Annotated in this window: 1 protein-coding gene; it reads left to right on the top strand. The window is 43.7% G+C overall.

Annotated features, from left to right (window positions below; translation table 11 throughout):
* The coding region (locus R7Z50_RS30655) for a S8 family peptidase (protein WP_318150172.1) at window positions 1–535 on the top strand (535 nt) is incomplete at both ends.

The following is a 535-nucleotide window of genomic DNA, read 5'->3' as shown; positions in this document are numbered from 1 at the left end:
TGTGGTGGTGACGTTCAAGACGCGATTCGAGTAGCGCAAGATAAGGGGATTACTTTTGTGGCAGCGCAAGGGAATCGAGGCGTTAATTATGAAACAGGGTTACCAAAAGATTGTCCCGGTGTGATCGGAGTAGGCTCAAACCAATTAGATGGATATAAGTCTGGGTTTTCTAACTTTGATGTTAACGTAGACATTGTTGCTTATGGTGACCGCCTCTCATTGCCGACAATCGTTGATTCGAATAATGATGGAGCTTTGGACTACACCGAAACGGCTGGAACGAGTCTTTCGACACCTCTAGTAACGGGCACAATTGCACTAATGCTCAACGAAAGTCCCGATTTAACTCCTACAGAAATCATTACCATTCTTAAACAATCGACAGGCAAACCAATGGTCGGTGAAGCGGGAAGTGGTTTTCTTAATTATTCTTGTGACAATGGATATTGCGGCTATGGTGTTTTGAATGCATATGAGGCAATGCTTCAAATGAGAAAGTTGTCAGAGGAAGGGGTAGCGTTAAAAAGTCCACTAG

The organism is Vibrio sp. 1249-1, from assembly GCF_033340495.1.
This window is presented reverse-complemented; position numbering and strand designations above follow the sequence as displayed.